Below are 15,439 nucleotides of genomic sequence, written 5' to 3'. Positions count from 1 at the left end.
GTTATATGGTCCCATCGTCTAGTGGCCCAGGACGTGGCCCTCTCAAGGCTAAAACACGGGTTCGACTCCCGTTGGGACCACCATACAAACAGGGCGCACATCCGGGGGGCACGGGGCACGGGGCACAAGCAGCTTACAAAATGGATGTGATTCAATGGTGGTTGTGAGGTTGAAAAGCCGCATGAGTTTCATGCGTCATTATAACTAAAAGGAGATTAATATTAATGAACCGATTAAAGAGTCTTTACGTAGTGCTGGTTGTAGCATTGTTTTTAGGCATTGGTTCAGTGGCTATTGGTTATTGTGTTGAAGAGGCCATTGGTACTTTCACTTATGAACGGGTTGGTGGAAATGGCGCTGTTACTAAGGGAATTGGTAACATAACCGTACTGGATAACAACGAAACTGCCGGCGCTCTCAAGCCGGTTTATTGCATATCAAACAAGTACATACCGTCGTTTTACTTCACGATGGATGCAAATATGAAAAAAGTGCTGGTAGATCAATACTCGGCCTATTGGCAAGACTGTGGAATAGCGTTTTATGCCTGTGATACCGCCACCGGTTGCAGCACTGGTACTACGCCTACACCTCCGCCCGGGCCTACGCCTACACCTCCGCCCGGCCCCACACCTACACCTGGTCCTACACCTCCGCCGACAGGCACCGTGGCATGCACAAACGGAAATGTCACAGATGGCACTTATTCAGGTTACACGGCAAGCTCGTCAGAAATCAGCTTCACTGCCGCCAGTAACTACCTTTCCAATGGGTCAATAAAGTTGTGGCTCAATTCTTGTACATATTCCACATCAACTATCACCTTCTCTACCCTGAGTAAGCCAGTGTCGCAATGTAAATTCGCAATCCAGGCTACGGATGCGCAGAACTCGTTTACCTTGACTTGGACCGGAGAGTTTTCTAGCCAAAACAACACGGTATCCGGCACCTTCAGTTATACTGATACGGAAGGTTGTAAGGCATCCGGCTCGTGGAGTGCGACAAAGAAATAAGAACGTCTGACAAGCTGCCGCTTCTTCAGTTGCCGTGGAGGAGCGGTAGCCGTTTTTTAAGTTTTGGGCTATTTTTTTCTACCGGCCACAATGCGGTCTTTGGATGTCAGGTTTGATGCAAAGAGCGCTATCCTGCGCCAATCTCTGCCCTTGAGTGCCGCAATGCCCTTGGAGACAAGTCGTGTAAGCTCACCAACTTTATACAGCACATCGTAAAAAACCCCAAGCCTAAATCCAGAGAAAAACACAACAACTCCCCGATTCAGCAGTATCCGCATGATTGAACGCGGGAAGTGCTGAAACGTGCAGAGATAGATCAGGAAGTTTTGATAGTTTCTCTTTGGAGGCATGTAGAATGGCCTCCTGTAGACCTGTGTTACGTCGTCCTTGATGATGCCCTCGGCAACGGCCTTGACGTACAGTTCCGTCTGTGGATAGAAGACCAACGACGATATGCACAGCCCATACGGTTTGGGCAGGTGATGCAGCAGACGTGCCGTCTCTATGGTGTCTGAGGCATCCTCCCAGGGGTTGTCAAGGATGATGTGGTAGTCGGGGGGAAGGAGCCTGGAGCGATATCTGTGCAGGAGTTTTGCTGCTTCAACGATCTTTTCGTTTGACTCCGTGCGGCGGTAGAGTGTCTTGATTCGGCTGCTTGCGCTCTGAATGCCCATCTCCACGTAGGTCAATCCTGCATCGAGCAACGGCAGGAGTTTTTCCTCTGTCAGCGTTGTGGGACTTGCCTGGCAGTAAAAGGGCATACCTACCTGTTGCCTGTAAATAGCGGCAAACTCCTCTATCTCATGCAGCGGACGCGCAAAGAACGTGTCATCGAAAAACTGCACAACCTCGATAAATGGATAACGACGCTTCATGTCCACCAACTCGCTGACCACAACAGGGACGCTGCGTCGCCTGAGGTAGGGGGTCTTGTTGTCCTTGTACATGGCCTTGAGGTTTGATACGTTACAGTAGGCGCACCTGTGTGGACAACCCCTGTCGGTCATCGTCCGGTAGGCACGCTTGAGTCTGCCGTCGTGGTACGGTAAAAACGGTAGGACTTTTTTGAGGAACTTTGCATCCAAGGGGACGATTCCCTCAGTGTCCTTGTCATAGATATAATGGCCATCGTTTGAGAAATCAAACGGCGGTAGGGCATCGAGGTCTTTGAGCAGTGGTCTCAGGGGATTTCTTATTATATCCTGACCTCGTTTAAAGTACAGTCCTGCCGTACCATGAAAGTCCGTACCGGCGTGCATGTGCCCTATGAGTTCCAGCATGGCTTCCTCGCCCTCTCCAACGCACGCTATGTCGGCAAAATCGAGGGCCTCCTCCGGCTTGCACGAGGGATGTATCCCTCCCCATATGACGGGCACTCTGAGGGACTCCTTAAGCCTCCGGGTCACCTGCACCGCCCTGTCAAAGTAGTTGGTCATAAAGGACACCCCGATCAGTTGACTGCCGCGGCATAGTTCAACAATCCGGTCTAAGACCGCCGGTGCGTAGGCATAGACATATCCCCCACCCTCCTGCAACAGACCAATGCTGCCAGGCAGGAAGATTATGTCAACCGCATGTCCCTTGCTCTTGAGGTATGCGGAGAGGCCCCTGGCGCCAAATGCGCTGATATCAGGAGGCGTTGGCGTTATCAGGGTCAGCTTCATTTTTGTCACTTGTATATATCTTTTCTGTGTCCAATGGATATAATGCTAATCTTATTGGCTTCGATGGTATAAATAACCCTAAAATCTCCTACCCTTATATAGCGCGTTTCGATTGTGTGCAATACAAGAAAGAAAGGGGCGGCTCCGCTTCTTTCCCGCTCCAGGGGGTGAGGCACGATTTTGCCGCAGCGGGTCGCACCCGCCCCTGCCATAAAAGTCGCACCTGGCCCCTTCAGAACCCCCCGCAAGGGGAGGGGCGAGGCGCAATCTTGTCGCAGCGGGTCGCACCCGCCCCGGCCACGAAGAAGTCCCCTTGACCCCTTCCTGCGAAACATTTTACCATGCTTTTTTAAGAGGATACTCTAAAAATAATATTTGTGAAACCTCTGAGTATTCATACCCCTCGTCTAATAATAATATTGCATTTATCCTGTATGCCAGCTTCTTTTTACGTTCAGCTCTGTGTGCCTCTATTAATACTGCACGCTCTTCTTTATCTAAAAAAACCTCTCATACTCTTTTATACAATAGCTATACCATCTCTGTCAATAATTTTTTGCAAATTTTTTGCTTCTTGGTATACCACAATTTCGCATCGATGTATGGTATCATATAGCGTTATATATTGCAGTGGAAGTGGCAACATCATAAAAGATTAAAAGGATAAGGCTTAATAGAGATGATAGACAGATATGCACGAAAACAGATGAGGCAGTTGTGGGAACTGCCGATGAAGTATCGGAAGTGGCTGGACGTGGAGTTAGCCGTGTGCGAGGCATTTGCGCAGCGGGGTGTGATCCCGCAGGGGGATATGCGGGCTATCAGAGAGCGGGCCGGCTTTGATGTGGACAGGATAGCAGAGATAGAGTTGACGGTCAAGCATGACGTGATAGCGTTTCTGACGTCTGTATCCGAGCACGTTGGGGAGTCCGGACGCTTTATACACATGGGGCTGACCTCGTCGGATATACTGGATACGTCGCTGGCCTTGCTTATGAGGGATGCCGCCGATATTATCATCAATGACATAGCGAGTCTCTTGCTTGTACTTAAGGAGCAGGCGTTCAATCACAAGGATACGGTCTGTATTGGCAGGTCGCACGGGATACACGCCGAGCCGATGGTGTTTGGGTTGAAGTTTTCCCTGTGGTACGAAGAGATGAGGCGCAATGTCCTGAGGATGCAGGAGGCACAGAGGGTCATCAGCGTGGGCAAGTTATCGGGTGCGGTTGGGACGTTTTCCTCGATAGAGCCGGATGTTGAGGAGGGTGTGCTTAAGAGGCTCGGTCTGACTCCGGAACCTGTGGCCACGCAGGTTGTCCAGCGCGACCGCCATGCACAGTACCTGACGACGTTGGCCATAGTGGCCTCAACGATAGAAAAGATAGCGGTAGAGATACGCCACTTGCAGCGCACAGAGGTACGAGAGGCCGAGGAGCCTTTTAGCGTGGGTCAGAAGGGGTCTTCGGCCATGCCGCACAAGCGAAACCCCATCGGGAGCGAAAACCTCTCCGGTCTGGCGCGCGTGGTGCGGGCAAATGTACAGGCAGCGCTTGAAAACGTTGCCCTGTGGCATGAGAGGGACATCAGCCACTCCAGCGTTGAACGCATTATCATCCCCGACAGCACAATCTTGGTAGACTACATGCTCAACCGCCTAAAGGACATCATCATGGGACTTGTCGTCTATCCACAGGCGATGCAAAAAAATCTCGCCAGGACTTTGGGACTGTACAACTCGCAAAAGGTGCTCCTGGCGTTGATCGAAAAGGGCCTCAGCAGGGAGACCGCCTATGCCACCGTGCAGAGGCTCGCAATGCAGGCCTGGCAGGAGGAGGCTGACTTCAGAACCCTACTTGCAAACGATAACGAAATAAAGACGTATCTGACGCCAGAGGCGCTTGATGAGCTGTTTGACGTCAGGGACTACCTCAAACACGTAGATTATATCTACAGCCGGGTGTTTAAACACTAAGCAGCCGGTATTTGTCGTCATAACGGTTTTTATTTGATATAATGTTTTGGAGGAATTCGATGAACCTTTCAGAGGAAGAACTAAAGCGCTATACCCGGCAGATGATGATGTCCGGTTGGGGGGAAGAGACCCAGCATAGGCTCAAGGCATCAACGGTCTTTGTGGCCGGTGCGGGGGGATTGGGTAGTCCGGTTGCCATATTTCTGGCCGTTGCCGGGATAGGTACAATAAGGATATGTGACTTTGACAGCCCCGACTGGTCAAACCTTAACCGACAAATACTGCACGACCACACGAGATTCGGATTGAACAAGGCCCTCTCTGCCAAGAAGTCCCTTGCCACCCTCAACCCCGACGTCGAAGTTGCCGCCTTCACGCAGAAGATAGACCAGAACAGCGTGAATACCCTCGTGGGTGATGCCGATATCATCGTAGATTGTATGGACAACTTTCAAACCAGGTATATACTAAACGAGTGCGCAATGACAAAGGGCATCCCCCTTGTCTATGGCAGCATCTGGGGGATGGATGGCAGGTTATCCTTTATCCACGTGCCACAGACGCCGTGTCTGCGGTGCATGTTCCCTGAGCCGCCACCGTCGGAGACCTTTCCCGTGTTGGGAACCACCCCGGGTGTTATAGGGTCGTTGCAGGCGCTGGAGACCATCAAGTTCCTCACGGGCATTGGCCAAAACCTAAAGAACAAGCTCCTGGTCTGGGATGGGGCCAGCGTTGAGTTCAGGACTTTTAAGACACGCAAAGACCCTCAGTGTCCTACGTGTAGTGGTAGCGTATAGGGTGATTTTTTTTAAAGTGGAGCTGCTTGTTAAGACATGAAGTCTATAGTTGTATATCCGGCATGTGTTATGCCGGTGGTGTGCCCTGACTGTGGCTTTGGTGGAAACGTAAAAAGTGAAAATCCACCCGAAAGGGACTTTAAGCTCAACTGCCCCAAGTGTAAAGAAACCTTCCTGGTTAAGTTGAACCATCGGCAGTTTTATCGTGTCAAGCTAAACAGACCTGTTACTTATTCCATTGATGATATCCACGACCCCTTTGCAAGAAATGCCAAGTCAGGCAAGATTATCGACATATCACGCACCGGTATAAGAATCGAAGGTAAGATGCGAAATTATTCTAAAAAGTACGAAAAAGAAGGAAACATCCTGACATTGCTCTTTGACCTGCCGCCCAATAAAACTCTCCTAAAGGTCAAGGGTGAAATAAAAAGGCTCATTATCATCGATGATAATAACTTTTCAATGGGTATAGCCTTCATAAACCTGGATGTCCAGACAGACCTGGCCATAGGTACCTTTCTGATGCCCTGAAGATTCATTGTGTTCAGCGTTCTTTATCTTCCAGTCAAAGGTGGTTGTCTTGCCGCCATGTCTTTGTAAATCTATAACCCTTTGTGTTATTATATATGATAAGGATTTTAGGAATCATAAAAATTAATATGTTTTAATAGGAGGCATCAGATGAATCTAACACCCAACGCCATTAAGGTGCTTGAGAAGAGGTACTTGAAAAAAGATGACGCCGGCGTCCCCATAGAAACGCCCCAGGACTTGTTTAAGCGGATCGCCAGGTTTGTCGCCTCGGCAGACCTCAACTATGGTAAAGGTGTTTCGGAAATAGAGAGTTTAGAGGGAGAGTTCTATGAGCTTATGACGTCGTTGAGCTTTCTGCCCAACAGCCCAACGCTGATGAATGCGGGCAGACGGCTGGGACAGTTAAGTGCGTGCTTTGTCCTGCCCGTTGAGGACTCGATGGAGAGCATATTTGAGGCGGTCAAAAATGCCGCACTGATACACAAGTCCGGTGGGGGCACGGGGTTTAGCTTTTCGCGTCTGAGACCCAAGGGCGACATGGTCGGTTCCACCAAGGGGGTGTCCTCAGGACCGGTGTCATTTATGACCGTCTTTGATACCGCCACCGAAGCGGTCAAACAAGGAGGGACGCGCAGGGGGGCAAACATGGCCATTGTCAGGGTAGACCACCCCGATATCCTTGACTTCACAACGTGCAAGGACAACAAGGAGCGCCTCAACAACTTCAACATCTCCGTGGCCCTCACGGAGCAGTTTATGACTGCCCTGGAGGCCGGCGCACAGTACGATCTGATAAATCCGCGTAACGGCAATGTCGTCAAGAAACTCGACGCTGCACACGTCTTTGATACCATCGTAAAACACGCCTGGAAAAACGGTGAACCCGGCATCGTCTTCCTCGACAGGCTCAACCAGGCAAATCCAACCCCCCTGGTTGGCGAAATCGAGGCCACTAATCCATGCGGTGAACAGCCCCTGTTGCCATATGAGTCCTGCAACCTCGGCTCCATCAACCTGGCAAAGATGGTGAGACCTGTCTCCAACGACGGACGTACCACGTTTGAAATAGACTACCAACGCCTGAAACAGACCACACACAAGGCCGTACACTTCCTGGACAACGTCATAGACCTCAACAAGTATCCGCTGAAGTCCATCGAGGAGATGACCAAGGCCAACAGAAAGATCGGCCTGGGTGTAATGGGTTGGGCCGACATGCTAATACAACTGGGGATACCGTACAGCTCCGAGCAGGCCATCGAGCTGGCGGAGGAGGTCATCAAGACCATCCACCAGGAGGGCAGGGATGCCTCTGAGGCCCTTGCACAGCAGCGGGGTGTGTTTCCCAACCACAAGGGCAGCATATACGACGGCACCAGAAAGATGCGCAACGCCACCATCACCACGATCGCACCAACGGGAACTCTGTCAATCATAGCGGGTTGCTCCTCGGGCATAGAGCCGATATTTGCCGTCTGCTATGTGCGCAACGTCCTGGAAGGCACAAAGCTCATCGAGGTCAACCCCTATTTCGAGGCCATAGCCAAACAGCAGGGGTTCTACAGCGAAAAACTGATGCAGCAGATAGCAGGCAACGCCTCCATCTCCGGCATAAGCGATATCCCCAGGGATGTCAGAGAGACATTCGTAACCGCACACGATATAACCCCCGAGTATCACGTGCGTATGCAGGCGGCCTTTCAGAAGTACGTTGACAATGCCGTCTCCAAGACCGTGAACTTCCCCACCGGTGCCACGGTTGACGACGTCAAGCAGGTATATCTTCAGGCCTACAGGTCCGGCTGCAAGGGGGTAACTGTCTACAGGGATGGCTCCAGGGATGAGCAGGTGCTATCCACCCAAAAGGTTGCCGCCCCCGTTGAGGTCAAGGCGGCCAAGGTCACCCCGCGCAAGCGTCCCAAGACCATCAAAGGTAGCACGGAGGCAATGTTGACGGGTTGCGGCAACCTCTACGTAACCGTAAATCTCGATGAAAAGGGTGTCCCCTTTGAGGTCTTTAATCACATAGGCAAGGCTGGTGGTTGTGCGGCCAGTCAATCGGAGGCCATAGGCAGGCTGGTTTCGCTTGCCCTGCGGTGCAACATCGTCATAGATGAAATAATCAAGCAGTTGAAGGGTATTTCGTGTCATCAGCCGATCTGGACCAACGGCGGTAAGATATCGTCCTGTTCCGACGCCATAGCAAAGGCCATCGAGCACTACAACAGCCAGGGCCTGGATACACACAACGGCAACGGCGACAAGTACACCGAAAACATGCTAGTTGGCGCCTGCCCCGAGTGCGGTGGATGCGTAGAGCACGAGGGTGGATGCTCCGTCTGCCACGACTGCGGCTTTACTAAGTGTGAGTAGAAAAGAAAGAAAAGAAGGAAGGTGTGAGGTGTGGCTCCGCCCCCTTCTTTTTTTGTAATAGTTCAGCTATACATATTGAAATGTTGTGTATAATCAATCCAATATCAACAAGGTAAGAAGGGGTCAAGGGGGCTGGCCCCCTTGCAGGGGGTTCTGAAGGGGGGCGGAGCCGCCCCTTTCTTTCCTTCTTCTTAGTGGGGTGAACTATTACCTTTTTTTTGCTACCATGAAATATAAAGAGGACACCAATTTATGAGTAAATTTCTGATGATCCAGGGTACGGGGTCGGGTGTGGGCAAGAGTCTGCTTGTTGCCGCCCTGTGCAGGATATTTAAGCAAAGGGGGATTAAGGTGGCGCCGTTTAAGGCCCAGAACATGGCGCTTAACTCCTACATCACCATCGAGGGTGGGGAGATCGGAAGGGCACAGGCCCTCCAGGGGCAGGCTGCGGGGATAGAGCCGTCCATTTATCTCAATCCGATCCTGCTCAAGGCCTCCGGGGAGAGCGGCTCTCAGGTCATTTTTCTGGGCAAGGTACACGCCACCATGTCAGCGCAGGAGTACTACCGCTTCCGGGACAGTGCTTGGCCATATGTCGAAATCGCACTTGAGAGACTCAGCTCACAGTACGACCTGATCGTCATCGAGGGTGCCGGAAGTCCTGCCGAAATCAATCTCTCGGACGTGGAGATCGTCAACATGGCAGTGGCACGACACACCAATGCCCCCGTCCTGCTCGTGGGGGACATCGACAGAGGGGGGGTCTTTGCATCGCTCTACGGCACCGTTGCGTTGATACCGGAGGATGCACACAGGATAAAGGGCTTTATCATCAACAAGTTCAGGGGTGACGCAGACATCCTCACCAGCGGCATCGACATGCTCTCTGCAAAGACCGGCATCCCCGTCCTGGGTGTCCTGCCCTACGCGGGCAACCTCAGACTGCCCGAAGAGGACGGCCTTGCCATCGACTCATACAGACACTACAGGGACACATACAGCAACAGACCCATCAAGGTGCGGGTGCTGAGGCTCAGGTACATCTCCAACTTCACGGACTTCGACCCCTTCCTGTATGAGCCTGACGTGGAGTTGTCGTACACGCTTGGGCAGCAGGAACTGCTGAACTCCGACCTCATCATAATCCCCGGCAGCAAGAACACCGTAAGCGATCTCCTCTCCCTGAGGGCCAACGGACTTGAGGCGGTGTTGAAGGAGGCCGCACGGAGGGGCATCCCCATTGCCGGTATCTGCGGCGGATACCAGATGCTTGGCAAGCTATTGAGCGACCCCCACTGCGTAGAGAGTCACGTCAGAGAGGTAGAGGGCCTGGGTTTGCTCGATATCTCCACCACCTTTAATCGGACAAAGACCACTCGCAGGGTCAGGGCTGACCTGCGCAAGGCGCCCTGGTTGGGCCGGCATGTCGCACACACTGCCGCTGATCATCTCTGTAATCTGCAAGGGTACGAAATCCACATGGGACAGTCACAAGGTCGGATCGAACTGTTTGACGTCAGCCCCCTTGATGGTACACATCACTATGCCGATGGTTCCTCAAACGGCAACGTCTGGGGCACGTATCTGCATGGCATCTTTGACAACGACGCCTTCCGCAGGGCACTTGTCAACGCCCTCAGGGTGAGACGCTCCCTGCCGCCACTGGAGACCGCCGTCAACTACCACCAGGTGATGTTGGACTCCCTCGACTCCCTGGCAGGGGTCGTCAAGACACACCTGGACATGGAGGCTATCTGCAAAATAGCAGACCTAAACGCATGACCCCCATAATAGTTCAGCCTTAAATAACTTTTTCGACTAAATTTGTTGCACCGGTAATGGGTGGGTAGCACCACAACCAACCGCAGTTGCCAGGATTTAAGCCACTTCGAATAGCTCACCCCCCTAAGAAGAAGGAAAGAAAGGGGCGGCTCGCCCCTCGCTGATCCCTTGACCCCTTCTTATCTTGTTGACATTGGGTTGATTATACACAACATTTCAATTGTATAGCTGAACTATTACCAATGATCGAATCGGATATCTCCTTCATTGCCCGATGAAGCGCCGTTATCCCCGGTGAACTTACGCCATCGTCGTTGGTGACTAAGGATCAGCGGGGCCGTGGATTTACCCATAACTGCCCCCAATTATGCCCGTGGATGACACTCGTTGTACTCCTTTCTGATAAGCTCGGTCGATACCTTGGTGTATATCTGTGTTGTCGTAATGTTGGCGTGTCCGAGCATCCTCTGAACCGAACGCAGGTCTGCCCCACCCTCAACCAGGTGCGTGGCAAAACAGTGCCGCAGCGTATGAGGCGATAGCTCAACTCCTGCCGCTTTGCCATATGCCTTGATCGTCTGCCAGAACCGCTGCCGTGTCAACGGCTTTCCCCTGTTGCTTAAGAACAGATACGGACTGATGCGTTTTTTCAGGATAAGTGGACGTATATCTTTGCAATAAGCCACTATGTGCTGCCTTGCCCTGTCGTTAACCGGCACCAGCCTCTCCCGTGACCCCTTGCCCTTGACCCTTATAAAGCCGGCCTCCAACTGGAGATTGGCCATCTCTACAAGCACCAGCTCGCTGACCCTCAACCCGGATGCGTACATCAGCTCAAGCATCGCAATGTCACGTATCACATACTTGCTTGACACCGTCGTCTTTAACACCCCAACAACGGCCTCAACACTCAACGTCTTGGGCAGGTGCTGCCACCCCTTAGGTCTGTGCAGATTCTCCGCAGGGTCATCGCCCCGCACTCGTTCGATCAACAGGTACTTGCACAGAGACCTCACCGAAGCAATAAACCTGCATATCGACCTGTAGGAGTAACCCTTCTGTCTCAGGCTGTGTATGTACTCAATTATGTCTTGACGGTTAAAGTCTGCCGGTGTCTTTTGTTCTGCCCCAATGAAGGCAAAAAACAGTTTCAGGTCTGTACCGTAGGCATCAATGGTGTTGTTGGCAAGCCCCCGTTCTGCGCTCAGGTATACCAGGAATCGTTTCAGTACATCATTCATAGCTTCAAGTAATCCCCAATGCCCGTTGCACGCTTGAGTTCGTTGTAGACGTACTGTGCTACCACCAGGAGATTTACCGTGTCCTCACGGTTGTACTTGATGAGCGTCTCCAGGGAGGCTTTATCGCCACGCTTATACATGTGCCACAACCTCACGGCATCAAAACCGTTCATCCCATCTACCTCGTCAACCCTGTTGATACCAAAACACTTCTCATACTTCTTAAGCCCACCGCGCATTCCAATCCGTCTGGAGTCAAGACACACATCGTAGTGCAGCATTTCAAGGTTAAGCGTCGGATAGCTCGTGAGCAAAAACGGGATGTCAAAAACCGCCCCGTAAAACGTGATCAGATACTTATACGGCGACAACGCTTTTATGAGGTTTGTCTCCGTCAGCCCCTTGCCACTTACCAGGGACGTGTACTCGGTACCGTCATACAACCCCACCACCGTTATATATCCGCCACAGTCCCTGGGCAGACCGTTGGTCTCAATGTCCAGACACACGGCATCGTTCTTGAACAGCTCGAAAAATCGCCAGTGCTCCTTTCTCTTGATGCAACGGGCAAACAATGACCAGTTGCCGTCCTCCAGCCCCTTGGTATAAGACTCAACACTCTTGTTTATATCGCACTTCCTCTCCCGACTGACAAAGGGTATGGTCTCCTCGTTGACAAAGTCCTCCCATGTCATAATTCCCTTCTTCCACAGCTTCTTCTCCGTACCTTCCCCTATACCGTCAAATACACTAAACGTATTTTTTATCATTTTATGCTATTCTATACCCGTTTATAACCTTTCACGCTGAAATAATTCCAAACCTAATTATAACAACAACTGACAAGATAATTCAAAGCAAAAATAATATTGACAAAAAATACCTGATGTCGTTACTATATCTATCTTAGGAGTATGGTGCGAAATCTCAAATGTTAAAAATAGCATTGCCATCAACATTGGACATAGAAGCAGCCGAGGCGGCCTATGGCATCGTCAGGGAGAAAATAAAACACCGCAGCGCCGTCCTCATAGATGCCTCAGAGGTTAGGGTCATCGAACCGGAGGGGCTGGATTGTCTGTTGGCCATCTCTAAGTTTGTCAACGACAACAACCTCCCAAGGGTAATCATCCGAAAGCCAAGCAGGGTGATGAAAGACGTCCTGTTGTTATCTGACACTCTTGAATTGTTTGATATAAACGAGTAGGCTTTAATTATAAACCATTGGGCTTTAAATGTGGCCTCTTTTGGGGTAATATAAAAACAGCACGGAGGAAAAAACATGAGAGTTAAGTTGTTTGTGGTAGTGGTTGCGAGCATCTTTATGTTGGGCCTTTCAGGTCAGGTTTTTGCGGAGGATGCAAAACCAGCCAAGAGTTGGCCGGCCTCAGTTGATGATGTTATCGGTAAGACCAAGTCCTCAGTCAAGACCATCGACATGGAGGCATTCAAGAAGGTGGTTGAAAACAAGGGTGATGCGATCATCATTGACGTCAGAGAGCCGGAGGAATATAAGTCCGGATTCATCCCCGGAGCTACAAACATACCAAGAGGTGTGGCTGAGTTCAAGATATGGAAGGCAGTGGCGGGGTTCCCCGACAAGACTAATACCTCGATAAAAATCTACACCTACTGCGCAATTGGTGGCAGGGCAGTGTTAACCGCAAAGGCCCTCCAGGACGTAGGATTTACCGATGTAACAGCCGTGACCATGAAAATGGCTGACTGGATAAAGGCAGGCAACCCGGTAGAAAGATAGAGGCGGTCTAGCTCAGTTGCTTATAGAAGCCAGGGGGCTGAGTAAGTCGTATGGAGGGTTGAATGCCCTAAGCGATGTTGACATTGTTATTGCTGAGGGCGAGGTGGTTGGCCTTATTGGTCCTAATGGGGCCGGCAAGACCACGCTTGTCAATTGTCTTTCGGGTATTGTGAGTCCCTCTGGTGGCTTTATACGGTTTAAGGGGGTTGACATAGTCCCCGAGGTGGACGGTGCAGTTACGGTGTCTGTTGTTAGGCTTGGCTATGTGATGCTTGTTGCAGCCTTCTTGTGGGGGATGGTGTTTTCGGCGGTAACGCTGCCGGGGGTGGTGTTTGAACTAGAGACATTTATGGCGCTGATGGTGGTCACGATACTCAGGGTGTTCAGCGCCCGGAGGCTTGGTTCGTTTGCAGGTTGGAGCAGGGGGGTGGCCATTGTCTTTGCGCTGTCTGACCTCATTACGGCGGTGATGTGGCTCTTCAGGCTTGAGCTATACGGCCAGTACAGGTTCTTTTCGGTCGGCCCGGGGGCCATACAACTGTTGCCCCTGAAACCTGTTGTCATTGTAACGGCATTGATATTTATAGTATACAGTCCTTTTGTCATCATTGGTCTCAGTGGCAGTGGTGTACTTGCGGCCTTTGGTACCTTCATCAGACCCAACAGGGTAAACGCATCAGGGATAGCGCGCACCTTTCAAAACATCAGATTGTTCAAGGAGATGACCGTCTGCGACAACGTCAGGACAGCCCGCCATCGTCATGGTCGCTGTGGAGTCCTGGCCTCGATACTGCGCAGTGCCTCTCAACAGGCCGAAGAGCTTGAGATTCATCGGTCTGCGGTGGAATTGCTTGAATTTGTTGGTCTGCACGACAGGGGCGACCTCAGGGCGGCCAACCTCCCCTACGGCGATCAGAGACGTCTTGAGATTGCACGGGCACTGGCAACGGTGCCATCCCTCCTGCTCCTGGATGAGCCTGCCGCCGGAATGAATCCCCTTGAGACCGCCAGACTCGTTGAACTCATACAAGAGATCAACCGCAGGGGGATAACAATCATCATAATAGAACACGACATGCGGCTGATAATGCAGGCCTGCCACAGGATAATAGTCCTCGACCACGGCAAAAAGATAGCCGATGGCACCCCGCAGGAAATACGTACCAACCGTGAGGTCATCGAGGCCTACCTTGGCGTGGATAGCGACCATGCTTAAGCTCAACGACGTCCACTGTCACTACGGCAGCATACATGCCATCAAGGGGGTCAGCTTTGAGCTTAGGAGCGGTCAGATTGGCTGTCTGATTGGGGCCAACGGAGCGGGCAAGTCCACGCTGCTCTGCACCATCTCCGGTCTTCTGCATCCAACACAGGGGGTGATCGAGCTTGAAGGAGTGTCCATACACGGGGCATCCCCGGAGCAGATAGTGCGCATGGGCATCTGCCAGGTTCCGGAGGGGCGGCGGATATTCCCCCGGATGACGGTGCGTGAAAACCTGCTCCTGGGTGCCTACATCAGGGGGGACAGGGCAGGCATCAGGCAGGACATGCAGCGGGTGTTTGACTACTTCCCGGTGCTTGCAAAGCGTCTTGATCAGGAGGGTGGAACGCTCTCCGGCGGACAACAGCAGATGTTGGCAGTTGGTCGGGCGCTGATGGCACGTCCCAGGCTCCTGCTGCTCGACGAACCCAGCCTTGGATTGGCTCCGCTGATGGTGCAGACCATCTTTGATATAATCAGGGGCATTGCCAGTGACAACATAACCGTCCTGCTGGTGGAACAAAACGCCAGGGCTGCCCTGAAGCTGGCCAATTACGGATGGGTACTCGACCTTGGCAGCATAGCCCTTGCCGCACCCGCTCAAGACCTCCTGCACAACCCAAGGGTCGCAGAAGCATACCTCGGATAAGGGCAGGGCGGGCGAATCTATTTTTCGCTTGTGTGCAATAGTCCCCTTGACGCGTCGTAAAGGGGACAAGTGTTTTGTCTTTAATCCAATCGAAACCTGCTATAGGGGACATGATTCATATAACGAATAGTTCATACAATGCTGAAGCTTCGATAAAATATGCTACAGATACTACAAGTGAATCAGTTGTAACTCAGCAGCTAATAAATCAAATAACAGAAATACTTTCTAATATAAAGAGTCCTCATGACCGAAATCTTACCCTTCTCAGCCTGACTAAACAACACGAAGAGGCAACCAAGAAAAAGGCTATACACTGAAATGACACAGGTTTTTTCAGGCATGATATTTGAGTGTGAAATAATGGGGTCAAGGGGACTGGTCCCCT

14 protein-coding genes, 1 tRNA gene and 1 pseudogene are annotated in these 15,439 nt (G+C 51.6%); 11 read left to right on the top strand and 5 right to left on the bottom strand.

Annotated features, from left to right (window positions below; all coding sequences use genetic code 11):
* The first annotated feature begins 7 nt into the window (after positions 1-7).
* Positions 8-83: transfer RNA gene (locus HWQ67_RS03375), tRNA-Glu, on the top strand.
* A gap of 141 nt (positions 84-224) precedes the next feature.
* The gene (locus tag HWQ67_RS03370; protein WP_218251236.1) at positions 225-1,013 is read left to right on the top strand and encodes a hypothetical protein; all 789 of its coding nucleotides are present in this window, start codon (positions 225-227) and stop codon (positions 1,011-1,013) included.
* Between the two features lie 68 nt (positions 1,014-1,081).
* Here the strand turns inward: HWQ67_RS03370 and HWQ67_RS03365 are convergent, their stop codons facing one another.
* Positions 1,082-2,677: a B12-binding domain-containing radical SAM protein gene (locus tag HWQ67_RS03365; protein ID WP_255317090.1), complete on the bottom strand. Its 1,596-nt coding sequence runs from the start codon at positions 2,675-2,677 to the stop codon at positions 1,082-1,084.
* Between the two features lie 5 nt (positions 2,678-2,682).
* Positions 2,683-2,889, bottom strand: a complete 207-nt coding sequence (locus tag HWQ67_RS20395) for a type II toxin-antitoxin system RelE/ParE family toxin (RefSeq protein WP_218251234.1) — start codon at positions 2,887-2,889, stop codon at positions 2,683-2,685.
* A gap of 467 nt (positions 2,890-3,356) precedes the next feature.
* Between HWQ67_RS20395 and purB the strand changes: the two genes are divergently transcribed.
* From purB to HWQ67_RS03335, 5 genes are all read left to right on the top strand, one after another.
* A complete protein-coding gene (purB, locus tag HWQ67_RS03355) occupies positions 3,357-4,652 on the top strand; it encodes an adenylosuccinate lyase (protein WP_218251233.1) in 1,296 nt (431 codons plus the stop codon).
* A gap of 59 nt (positions 4,653-4,711) precedes the next feature.
* Complete coding sequence (locus tag HWQ67_RS03350) at positions 4,712-5,449, top strand: HesA/MoeB/ThiF family protein (RefSeq protein WP_218251232.1); 738 nt, start codon at positions 4,712-4,714, stop codon at positions 5,447-5,449.
* 36 nt (positions 5,450-5,485) lie between these two features.
* Positions 5,486-5,983, top strand: coding sequence for a PilZ domain-containing protein (locus HWQ67_RS03345; RefSeq protein WP_218251231.1), 498 nt, complete (start codon positions 5,486-5,488; stop codon positions 5,981-5,983).
* Positions 5,984-6,133: 150 nt separating this feature from the next.
* Complete coding sequence (locus tag HWQ67_RS03340; RefSeq protein WP_218251230.1) at positions 6,134-8,359, top strand: vitamin B12-dependent ribonucleotide reductase; 2,226 nt, start codon at positions 6,134-6,136, stop codon at positions 8,357-8,359.
* A 252-nt stretch (positions 8,360-8,611) separates the two neighbouring features.
* On the top strand, positions 8,612-10,141 hold the full coding sequence (locus HWQ67_RS03335; RefSeq protein WP_218251229.1) for a cobyric acid synthase: 1,530 nt from the start codon (positions 8,612-8,614) through the stop codon (positions 10,139-10,141).
* Positions 10,142-10,343: 202 nt separating this feature from the next.
* On the opposite strand, the pseudogene HWQ67_RS20390 reads toward HWQ67_RS03335, so the two are convergent.
* The 3 genes and pseudogenes from HWQ67_RS20390 to HWQ67_RS03320 all read right to left on the bottom strand — a co-directional run.
* Positions 10,344-10,433, bottom strand: a pseudogene (locus tag HWQ67_RS20390) (hypothetical protein); the annotation flags it as partial.
* Between the two features lie 73 nt (positions 10,434-10,506).
* The gene (gene xerD / locus HWQ67_RS03325; RefSeq protein WP_218251228.1) at positions 10,507-11,382 is read right to left on the bottom strand and encodes a site-specific tyrosine recombinase XerD; all 876 of its coding nucleotides are present in this window, start codon (positions 11,380-11,382) and stop codon (positions 10,507-10,509) included.
* Positions 11,379-12,152 (bottom strand): ribonuclease H-like domain-containing protein, encoded by a 774-nt coding sequence (locus HWQ67_RS03320; RefSeq protein WP_218251227.1) that lies wholly within the window; start codon positions 12,150-12,152, stop codon positions 11,379-11,381. Before HWQ67_RS03320 ends, xerD begins: the two co-directional genes overlap by 4 nt.
* A gap of 161 nt (positions 12,153-12,313) precedes the next feature.
* On the opposite strand from HWQ67_RS03320, the gene HWQ67_RS03315 reads away from it, so the two are divergent.
* The 4 genes from HWQ67_RS03315 to HWQ67_RS03300 all read left to right on the top strand — a co-directional run bounded on the left by HWQ67_RS03315 (position 12,314) and on the right by HWQ67_RS03300 (position 15,051).
* A complete protein-coding gene (locus HWQ67_RS03315) occupies positions 12,314-12,589 on the top strand; it encodes an STAS domain-containing protein (protein WP_218251226.1) in 276 nt (91 codons plus the stop codon).
* 75 nt (positions 12,590-12,664) lie between these two features.
* On the top strand, positions 12,665-13,141 hold the full coding sequence (locus HWQ67_RS03310) for a rhodanese-like domain-containing protein (RefSeq protein WP_218251225.1): 477 nt from the start codon (positions 12,665-12,667) through the stop codon (positions 13,139-13,141).
* Positions 13,142-13,157: 16 nt separating this feature from the next.
* Positions 13,158-14,357: an ABC transporter ATP-binding protein gene (locus tag HWQ67_RS03305; protein WP_218251224.1), complete on the top strand. Its 1,200-nt coding sequence runs from the start codon at positions 13,158-13,160 to the stop codon at positions 14,355-14,357.
* Positions 14,350-15,051, top strand: coding sequence for an ABC transporter ATP-binding protein (locus tag HWQ67_RS03300; protein WP_425340695.1), 702 nt, complete (start codon positions 14,350-14,352; stop codon positions 15,049-15,051). Before HWQ67_RS03305 ends, HWQ67_RS03300 begins: the two co-directional genes overlap by 8 nt.
* Positions 15,052-15,439: the final 388 nt, after the last annotated feature.

It is taken from the genome of Candidatus Magnetobacterium casense, assembly GCF_019173545.1.
Classification (GTDB): Bacteria; Nitrospirota; Thermodesulfovibrionia; order Thermodesulfovibrionales; family Magnetobacteriaceae; genus Magnetobacterium; species Magnetobacterium cryptolimnobacter.
This window is presented reverse-complemented; position numbering and strand designations above follow the sequence as displayed.

Coding starts and splice junctions, on each gene's coding strand:
- HWQ67_RS03350 (WP_218251232.1), top strand. CDS start 4,712: ATGAACCTTTCAGAGGAAGAACTAAAGCGCTATACCCGGCAGATGATG.
- xerD (WP_218251228.1), bottom strand. CDS start 11,382: ATGAATGATGTACTGAAACGATTCCTGGTATACCTGAGCGCAGAACGG.
- HWQ67_RS20395 (WP_218251234.1), bottom strand. CDS start 2,889: ATGGCAGGGGCGGGTGCGACCCGCTGCGGCAAAATCGTGCCTCACCCC.
- HWQ67_RS03345 (WP_218251231.1), top strand. CDS start 5,486: ATGAAGTCTATAGTTGTATATCCGGCATGTGTTATGCCGGTGGTGTGC.
- HWQ67_RS03315 (WP_218251226.1), top strand. CDS start 12,314: ATGTTAAAAATAGCATTGCCATCAACATTGGACATAGAAGCAGCCGAG.
- HWQ67_RS03365 (WP_255317090.1), bottom strand. CDS start 2,677: ATGAAGCTGACCCTGATAACGCCAACGCCTCCTGATATCAGCGCATTT.
- HWQ67_RS03340 (WP_218251230.1), top strand. CDS start 6,134: ATGAATCTAACACCCAACGCCATTAAGGTGCTTGAGAAGAGGTACTTG.
- HWQ67_RS03300 (WP_425340695.1), top strand. CDS start 14,350: ATGCTTAAGCTCAACGACGTCCACTGTCACTACGGCAGCATACATGCC.
- HWQ67_RS03310 (WP_218251225.1), top strand. CDS start 12,665: ATGAGAGTTAAGTTGTTTGTGGTAGTGGTTGCGAGCATCTTTATGTTG.
- purB (WP_218251233.1), top strand. CDS start 3,357: ATGATAGACAGATATGCACGAAAACAGATGAGGCAGTTGTGGGAACTG.
- HWQ67_RS03370 (WP_218251236.1), top strand. CDS start 225: ATGAACCGATTAAAGAGTCTTTACGTAGTGCTGGTTGTAGCATTGTTT.
- HWQ67_RS03320 (WP_218251227.1), bottom strand. CDS start 12,152: ATGATAAAAAATACGTTTAGTGTATTTGACGGTATAGGGGAAGGTACG.
- HWQ67_RS03335 (WP_218251229.1), top strand. CDS start 8,612: ATGAGTAAATTTCTGATGATCCAGGGTACGGGGTCGGGTGTGGGCAAG.